The 6,786-nt window shown below is 61.3% G+C and carries 7 protein-coding genes; 4 read left to right on the top strand and 3 right to left on the bottom strand.

Annotated elements, in window-relative coordinates; translation table 11 throughout:
• Nucleotides 1-138: 138 nt before the first annotated feature.
• Nucleotides 139-534, bottom strand: a complete 396-nt coding sequence (locus tag ACLD1X_RS19775) for a YbaN family protein (protein ID WP_429370502.1) — start codon at nt 532-534, stop codon at nt 139-141.
• Nucleotides 535-544: 10 nt separating this feature from the next.
• Nucleotides 545-1,132, bottom strand: coding sequence for a YecA family protein (locus ACLD1X_RS19770; RefSeq protein WP_008023664.1), 588 nt, complete (start codon nt 1,130-1,132; stop codon nt 545-547).
• A gap of 391 nt (nt 1,133-1,523) precedes the next feature.
• On the opposite strand from ACLD1X_RS19770, the gene recQ reads away from it, so the two are divergent.
• The 4 genes from recQ (at nt 1,524) to ACLD1X_RS19750 (ending at nt 5,846) form a co-directional block, all read left to right on the top strand.
• Nucleotides 1,524-3,650, top strand: a complete 2,127-nt coding sequence (gene recQ / locus ACLD1X_RS19765) for a DNA helicase RecQ (RefSeq protein WP_429370500.1) — start codon at nt 1,524-1,526, stop codon at nt 3,648-3,650.
• Nucleotides 3,651-3,769: 119 nt separating this feature from the next.
• Nucleotides 3,770-4,204, top strand: coding sequence for a MarR family transcriptional regulator (locus tag ACLD1X_RS19760; RefSeq protein WP_150724407.1), 435 nt, complete (start codon nt 3,770-3,772; stop codon nt 4,202-4,204).
• Nucleotides 4,205-4,331: 127 nt separating this feature from the next.
• Complete coding sequence (locus ACLD1X_RS19755; RefSeq protein ID WP_429370497.1) at nt 4,332-5,525, top strand: type IV pilus assembly protein FimV; 1,194 nt, start codon at nt 4,332-4,334, stop codon at nt 5,523-5,525.
• A 33-nt stretch (nt 5,526-5,558) separates the two neighbouring features.
• Nucleotides 5,559-5,846 (top strand): SelT/SelW/SelH family protein, encoded by a 288-nt coding sequence (locus ACLD1X_RS19750; RefSeq protein WP_429370495.1) that lies wholly within the window; start codon nt 5,559-5,561, stop codon nt 5,844-5,846.
• Here the strand turns inward: ACLD1X_RS19750 and ACLD1X_RS19745 are convergent.
• Nucleotides 5,840-6,733, bottom strand: coding sequence for a DMT family transporter (locus tag ACLD1X_RS19745; protein WP_429370493.1), 894 nt, complete (start codon nt 6,731-6,733; stop codon nt 5,840-5,842). The genes ACLD1X_RS19750 and ACLD1X_RS19745 overlap by 7 nt on opposite strands.
• Between the last annotated feature and the right edge of the window lie 53 nt (nt 6,734-6,786).

Below are 6,786 nucleotides of genomic sequence, written 5' to 3'. Positions count from 1 at the left end.
CGCGGGGGAGTCATTTAAGGGTTGAAAGCTGTGGGCTGCCTACTGTCAGATCTGACAGGTCGGGAGGGGTTTCCGATGAGTGGTAGCGAGCTCTGCTGCCAGGGGAGGGTGTTACAGGTCGGTCGTGATGGGGCTGATTCAGGGTCTTTGCAGGGTCTTCTGCCGCAGGATGTAAACCGTCACCAGCACCGCACTGGTCAGCATGAAACCCCGTGCCCAGGGCAGCGGTACCAGGTAGCAGGAGAACAGGATGCTCGCCCACATCAGGCCAATGGCGTAGACCTTGCCCCTGAGCGGGATGCCGTTGCCGTCGAGGTAGTCGCGGATCCATGGGCCGAGCCGTGGGTGCTCAACCAGCCATTGATAGAAGCGCGGGGAACTGCGGGCGAAGCAGGCGGCCGCCAGTAGCAGGAAGGGGGTGGTGGGCAATACCGGCAGGAAAATCCCGAGCACCCCCAGCGCCACGCTCAGCCAGCCGATGGCCAGCAGTACGTAGCGCAATATCAGGGGGCGGTTGCCTATGGGGTTATCCATAGGCAAGACCTTAGTGGTGACGAGGCTTGAGAATCGCCGGTTTTTCGTCTGGCGCGTTGCACAGCAGGTACAGCGCGGTCAGGGCTTCCGGGATCTGCACGATCATGTCATCCATCAGGTTGGCATCGGCGGCAATGTCGGAGAACTCCGGTTGCTCGTCGAACAGGCCCGAACCGACCATGATCGGCAGCAGCATTTCGCTGACTTCGTCTTCTGCGGTTTCGAACCAGGCTTCTTCGCGCAGGAACACGCCTTCCATGAAACCGATGCACCAGCCGCGCAGTTCGGAATCGTCCGGCTCATCGCCCAGGTCCAGGTCGCACGGCAACTCGAACTCTTCGTCGGAGGCCAGTTGGCGGGCGATGTGGGCCTTGAGGCCGATCAGCGTGGCTTCGATCTCTTCGCGCTGGGCCTCGCTGCTGTAATGCGGCTCTTCGGCGAACAGTGCGTCGATCCATTCACGCTCGGGAACCGCTTCGGAACAGATCGACAGCGCGGTGAGGTAGCCGTGGGCGGCCACGTAGTCCAGCGCCTCGTCATGCAGTTCATCAGCGTCGAGGAAGACTTGCAGGCGGGTTAGTTGCTCAGCGAAGGACATTAAAGGACTACCTTGGGGAATGTTCGATGCGGGAATTCTAGGCCTTCTTGAGCGCTTGGGCCAGCCGCACGGCATTTTTGCGCCGTATTCCCTGTAGGAGCGAGCTTGCTCGCGATAGCGGTGGTTCAGGGGAAATCAATGTTGACGGTGATGGCCTCATCGCGAGCAGGCTCGCTCCCACAGGTTTTGCACAATATTGGCTGAGGTGCGTCTTATCAGCGGTGCCCTTTGCCGGACAGGGCTCGGGTATACTCGCGCGTTTTGTGATGCCCTGCTGGCGTCACGGCTGAAATGTGAAGCGACATGCAATGCGCACTTACGATTTGTCGGTGCAGCATTGCGGGTTCTGAACCAGCCTTGCAGGGATGTTTCGGTGATTTTTGGAGTTTTTATGCTCGAACAGGCTCAACGCGTCCTCAAGGACATCTTCGGCTACGACAGTTTCCGTGGCCGCCAGGGTGCAATCATTGAGCGCGTGGCCAGTGGCGGCGATGCCCTGGTCCTGATGCCTACCGGTGGCGGCAAATCCCTGTGCTTCCAGGTCCCGGCGCTGCTGCGCGAAGGGTTGGCGGTGGTGGTCTCGCCGCTGATCGCGCTGATGGACGATCAGGTCGCCACCCTCGAAGAGCTGGGTGTCGCCGCCGCCGCATTGAACTCCACCCTCAACGCCGAGCAGCAGCGCGACCTCGCCGCCCGCATCCGCCGTGGTGAAGTGAAAATGCTCTACCTGGCACCGGAGCGTCTGGTCCAGCCGCGCATGCTGTCATTTCTGCAAGACCTGAACATCGCCCTGTTCGCCATCGACGAAGCACACTGCGTGTCGCAATGGGGCCACGATTTCCGTCCGGAATACCTGCAACTCGGCCAGTTGGCGGAAATGTTCCCCGATGTGCCGCGCATCGCCCTCACCGCCACGGCCGACAAGCGCACCCGCGAAGAAATCGTCACCCGGCTGCACCTGCAGGACGCCGAGCGCTTCCTGTCGAGCTTCGACCGGCCGAACATCTTTTATCGCATCGTGCCCAAGGAACAGCCGCGCAAGCAGTTGCTGGCGTTCCTCGCCGAACGCCGTAGCGATGCGGGCATCGTGTATTGCCTGTCGCGCAAGAAAGTCGAGGAAGTCGCCGCATTCCTCAGCGAGCAAGGTTTCCCGGCACTGCCGTACCACGCCGGCCTGCCCAACGATCTGCGGGCCTACCATCAGAAGCGCTTCCTCAACGAGGAAGGCCTGATCATGGTCGCAACAGTGGCCTTCGGCATGGGCATCGACAAGCCCAACGTACGTTTTGTCGCGCACCTCGATTTGCCGAAATCCCTTGAGGCCTACTACCAGGAAACCGGTCGTGGCGGTCGCGACGGCCTGCCGGCAGACGCCTGGATGGCCTACGGCCTGCAAGACGTGGTGATGCTCAAGCAGATGCTGCAGAACTCCGAAGGCGACGAGCGTCACAAGCGCCTGGAGCAACACAAGCTCGATGCCATGCTCTCGCTCTGTGAAGAAACCCGCTGCCGCCGGCAAACGTTGCTGGCCTATTTCGACGAAGACATGCCCCAGCCTTGCGGTCATTGCGACAACTGCGTCGACGGTGTGCAGACCTGGGATGCCACCGAGCCTGCGCGTCAGGCGCTGTCGGCGATCTACCGCACCGGTCAGCGCTACGGCGTCGGACACCTGGTGGATGTGTTGCTGGGCAAGGACAACGAAAAAGTCCGCAGCTTCGGCCACCAGCACCTCTCGGTGTTTGGTGTCGGCAAGGCCATGGCGGAGGGCGAATGGCGCTCGTTGTTTCGCCAACTGGTGGCCCGTGGTCTGGCCGACATCGACCTAGAAGGTTACGGTGGCTTGCGCCTGAGTGACAGTTGCCGGCCACTGCTCAAGGGCGAGGTGACCCTGGAATTGCGCCGCGATCTCAAGGCGCAAACCGTGGCGAAAAGCAGCAAGAGCCAGGCAAGCCAACTGGTCCGCGGCGAGGAGCGCGAACAATGGGAAGCCTTGCGTGCCCTGCGGCGCAAGCTCGCCGAAGAACATGGCGTGCCGCCGTACGTCATCTTCCCCGACTCGACCTTGCTGGAAATGCTCCGCAGCCAGCCGACCTCGCTGGCGGAAATGGCCAGGGTCAGCGGCGTCGGCGCGCGCAAGCTGGAGCGCTATGGCGAGGCCTTCCTCGAGGTGCTCGGCGGCCAGGTCGAGGCGCCGAAAGTGGTGGCCGACGTGCGTCATGAGCTCATCACTCTGGCGCGGGCAGGCATGACACCGGTGCAGATCGCCGGTCAGTTGCAGTGCTCGGAAAAGAACGTCTACACCATGCTGGCCGAGGCGATCGGCAAGCAGCAGTTGTCGCTGGAACAGGCGCTGGACCTGCCTGAAGACCTGATGGGAGAAGTCCAGGACGCTTTCCTCGACGGCGAAGGCGAGTTGCCGCCGGTTTCCGAGATCGCTGCGCTGTTCGCGGGCCGGGTACCGGAAGGGGTTTTGTACTGCGTTCGGGCTGCCTTGCAATCGGAATTCGAGATTTGAGACATCGGCAGTGCTGATGTAACGATTCACTACAGATCAGGTCTTGCCTCAAGTCGAGGCTCATGCTTAGCTGACTAATAATTAGTTTTAATTTATTTCAGTCTGATCATGAGTGTTTTATGCCGTTAACCGATCAACACCGCTTTGGCATGCAATTGGCCCAGATGTCCCGCGGCTGGCGTGCCGAACTGGACCGCCGACTGGCGGGCATGGGCCTGTCCCAGGCGCGCTGGCTGGTGCTGCTGCACCTGGCGCGTTTCGATGAAGCACCGACCCAGCGTGAGCTGGCACAAAGCGTAGGCGTCGAAGGCCCGACCCTGGCCCGTTTGCTCGACAGCCTGGAAAGCCAGGGGTTGGTGCAACGCCAGGCGGTGCTGGAAGACCGTCGGGCGAAGAAAATCGTTCTCTGCGCGCCGGCGCGTCCCTTGATCGAACAAATTGAAACCATTGCCACGCAACTGCGTCACGAACTGTTCGAGGGCGTCGATGAGGCGGATTTGAAGGTGTGCATGCGGGTTCACGGGCACATCCTGGGCAACCTTGAAAAATCCTGAGGCATAACCGACGGCCAGGCTTTTGAGATAGCGCCTTGGGCAGACTATAAGAACTACTCGGCAATATCGTGTTCGTAACGGATGTACGAACGCGTGCGGATGGTTTCTGTAGATCTCAAGGATGCTCATGCTCAAGTGTTGGCGATTGGTTTTACGCGGTGGTTCAAAGTGGTTGCTGGCCGGGGTCGTGGTCACTTACTCGGCATGGACACCTGCGCTGGGCCTGGGTGAAATCACCCTGCATTCGGCGCTGAATCAACCGCTGCGTGCCGATATCGCACTGGTGGATGCGGTTGGCCTGGAGGAACACGAGTTGTCGGTGAGCCTGGCAACGGCGGACGAGTTCAGTCGTGCAGGGGTCGACCGGGCAATTTTCCTCGACAACCTGAAGTTCACCCCGATCCTGCGCGGTAATCGCAGCCTGATCCAGGTGACGTCCAGCAAGCCGGTCAGTGAGCCATTCCTGAATTTCCTCGTGCAGCTCAATCAGGCCAACGGTCGGTTATTGCGCGAGTACACGGTGCTGATCGATCCGCCGGGTTCGCCGGGTGTTGTTCCCGCCACCGATGAACCGCTTTCCAGTTCTCCGGCGTCCGCGTTCCCCAGTGTCCAACCGATGGTGCCGCTGTCATCCGTGGCAAATTCGACAGCGGAAACTGACGTCCCCGTGGTTGATCCCGCTGTCGAACAACTGGCCCCCAGCACCCTGCAAAACCACGCGTTGCAAACCACTGTCGATGAGCTCAACGCGAAGCTGCAAGGCCAGGACGAGCTGATTGCCGGCCAGAAAAAACAGTTGGCCGAGTTGCAAACCCAACTGGCGGAGCTCAAGAAGGTAAAGGCGCAACCAATGGCTCCCGATGCCGTGACACCAGCCCCGGCTATTGCTGATAAACCCGGGGTTGGCTGGTTGCCGATTGCCGGCGTGTCAGCGCTGATGGCGCTGTTGGCCCTGGGCTGGTTTGTTCGCCGCTGGCGCCAGCAGCAACAGACGACAACGTCAGAGGTTCTGCCGTCGCCACATGATCTGGCGGCGGAGCTCCCGACCGAACCAGTGGTGTGGCCCGCCGTTATGCAGTCGTCCACTGTGCATCGTGACATGGCACCCGTCAGCGATGGACTTGAGCGGGTCGATAGCGGTCGTACCATCCCGGTCGCCACTGACGATGTGTATCAACTCAACCTGGAGGAGCTGACCATGGCGTCGAGTTGGGACGTCATCAGTCCGGACGAAAACCAGCCATCGGCTGCCCTGGCTATGATCGAGCCTGAGTTCGTGTTAGATGTGCCGAGTCGGCAGCCACCGGTCGGGCTATCATAGCGGCGTCGTCAATCTCTGGAATCGAGTCCCGTCATGAGTGTCAGCAAACCGGAAATCGTTATCACCTATTGCACGCAATGCCAGTGGCTGTTGCGCGCGGCCTGGCTGGCCCAGGAACTGCTCAGCACCTTTGGTGATGACTTGGGCAAAGTCTCCCTGGTGCCAGGCACCGGCGGGGTCTTTCATATTTACTGTGACGCGGTGCAGATCTGGGAGCGCAAGGCGGACGGCGGCTTCCCCGAGGCCAAGGTGCTCAAGCAGCGGGTCCGCGACCGGATCGACCCGGACCGCGACCTGGGGCACAACGACCGCACTCAGTGAGACGCAGCCTCGGCGGTAACGGCTTTGTTGCTTGAGCCACTTGAGAACCTGCTGGACACCACGATCGCCACAATGATCAGCACGCCCCCCAGCAACATGCGCGGTGTCGGGTTTTCGTTGAACAGCAGCCAGGCGACGGTGATGCCGTAGACCGGCTCCAGGGCGAACACCACGGCGGCGGTGCGTGCCTTGATCACCGCGAGGCTGGCGACGAACAGGCTGTGGGCGACTCCGGTACAGAACACACCGAGCAGGCCGATCCACAGCCAGTCGATGGCGCGCACTTCGCTCAATTGGGGTGCCGCCACCGGCAGCAGGCACAGGGCAACCACTACGTTCTGACACAGCGCCGCCTGCACGGGCGGGACGCGCCCGGAGCTGGCACGGTTGGTCAGTGACAGCAGGGCGAACAGCAACCCGGAACCCACGGCCCACAGCAGGCCGGTGGTGGCACCGCTGGCCAGATCGAAGTCAGGTGTGACCAGCACCAGCCCGACACTGACCAGCAGCACCAGCACAATCTCATTGGCGCGAATGCGCTCGCGGAAGATCAACCCTTCAAGGATCACGGTAAATGCCGGGAAGCTGGCGAAGCCGAGCGTTGCAATCGCCACGCCCGCGACTTTCACCGCAATGAAGAAACTCACCCAGTGCCCGGCCAGCAACAAGCCGCTGAGCAGCAGTCGACGCCAGTCCACGACCTCGAGTTTCTGCCAGCGCGTCTGGCTGGCGAACCGTGCGAAAAATGCCAGCGCGAGCACGGCAAAAGCGGCCCGGCCGAAAACGATGATCGCCGGTGACGCGCCAGCCAGTTTGCCGAACACGCCGGTCAGGCCGAACATCAATGCGCCGATATGCAAGGCGCCAAGGGCAGTACGGGGAGTCATCGCAATCCTTAACGGCAAACGAACAGAGGCATTATTGAAGCGCGTAATCGCCC

Origin of the sequence: Pseudomonas sp. 18173 (assembly GCF_050432945.1) — a bacterium.
Taxonomy (GTDB): domain Bacteria; phylum Pseudomonadota; class Gammaproteobacteria; order Pseudomonadales; family Pseudomonadaceae; genus Aquipseudomonas.
This window is presented reverse-complemented; position numbering and strand designations above follow the sequence as displayed.

Excerpts from the sequence above, each read along its gene's own strand:
- ACLD1X_RS19775 (WP_429370502.1), bottom strand. The coding sequence starts at position 534 with ATGGATAACCCCATAGGCAACCGCCCCCTGATATTGCGCTACGTACTG.
- ACLD1X_RS19770 (WP_008023664.1), bottom strand. The coding sequence starts at position 1,132 with ATGTCCTTCGCTGAGCAACTAACCCGCCTGCAAGTCTTCCTCGACGCT.
- ACLD1X_RS19755 (WP_429370497.1), top strand. The coding sequence starts at position 4,332 with ATGCTCAAGTGTTGGCGATTGGTTTTACGCGGTGGTTCAAAGTGGTTG.
- recQ (WP_429370500.1), top strand. The coding sequence starts at position 1,524 with ATGCTCGAACAGGCTCAACGCGTCCTCAAGGACATCTTCGGCTACGAC.
- ACLD1X_RS19750 (WP_429370495.1), top strand. The coding sequence starts at position 5,559 with ATGAGTGTCAGCAAACCGGAAATCGTTATCACCTATTGCACGCAATGC.
- ACLD1X_RS19760 (WP_150724407.1), top strand. The coding sequence starts at position 3,770 with ATGCCGTTAACCGATCAACACCGCTTTGGCATGCAATTGGCCCAGATG.
- ACLD1X_RS19745 (WP_429370493.1), bottom strand. The coding sequence starts at position 6,733 with ATGACTCCCCGTACTGCCCTTGGCGCCTTGCATATCGGCGCATTGATG.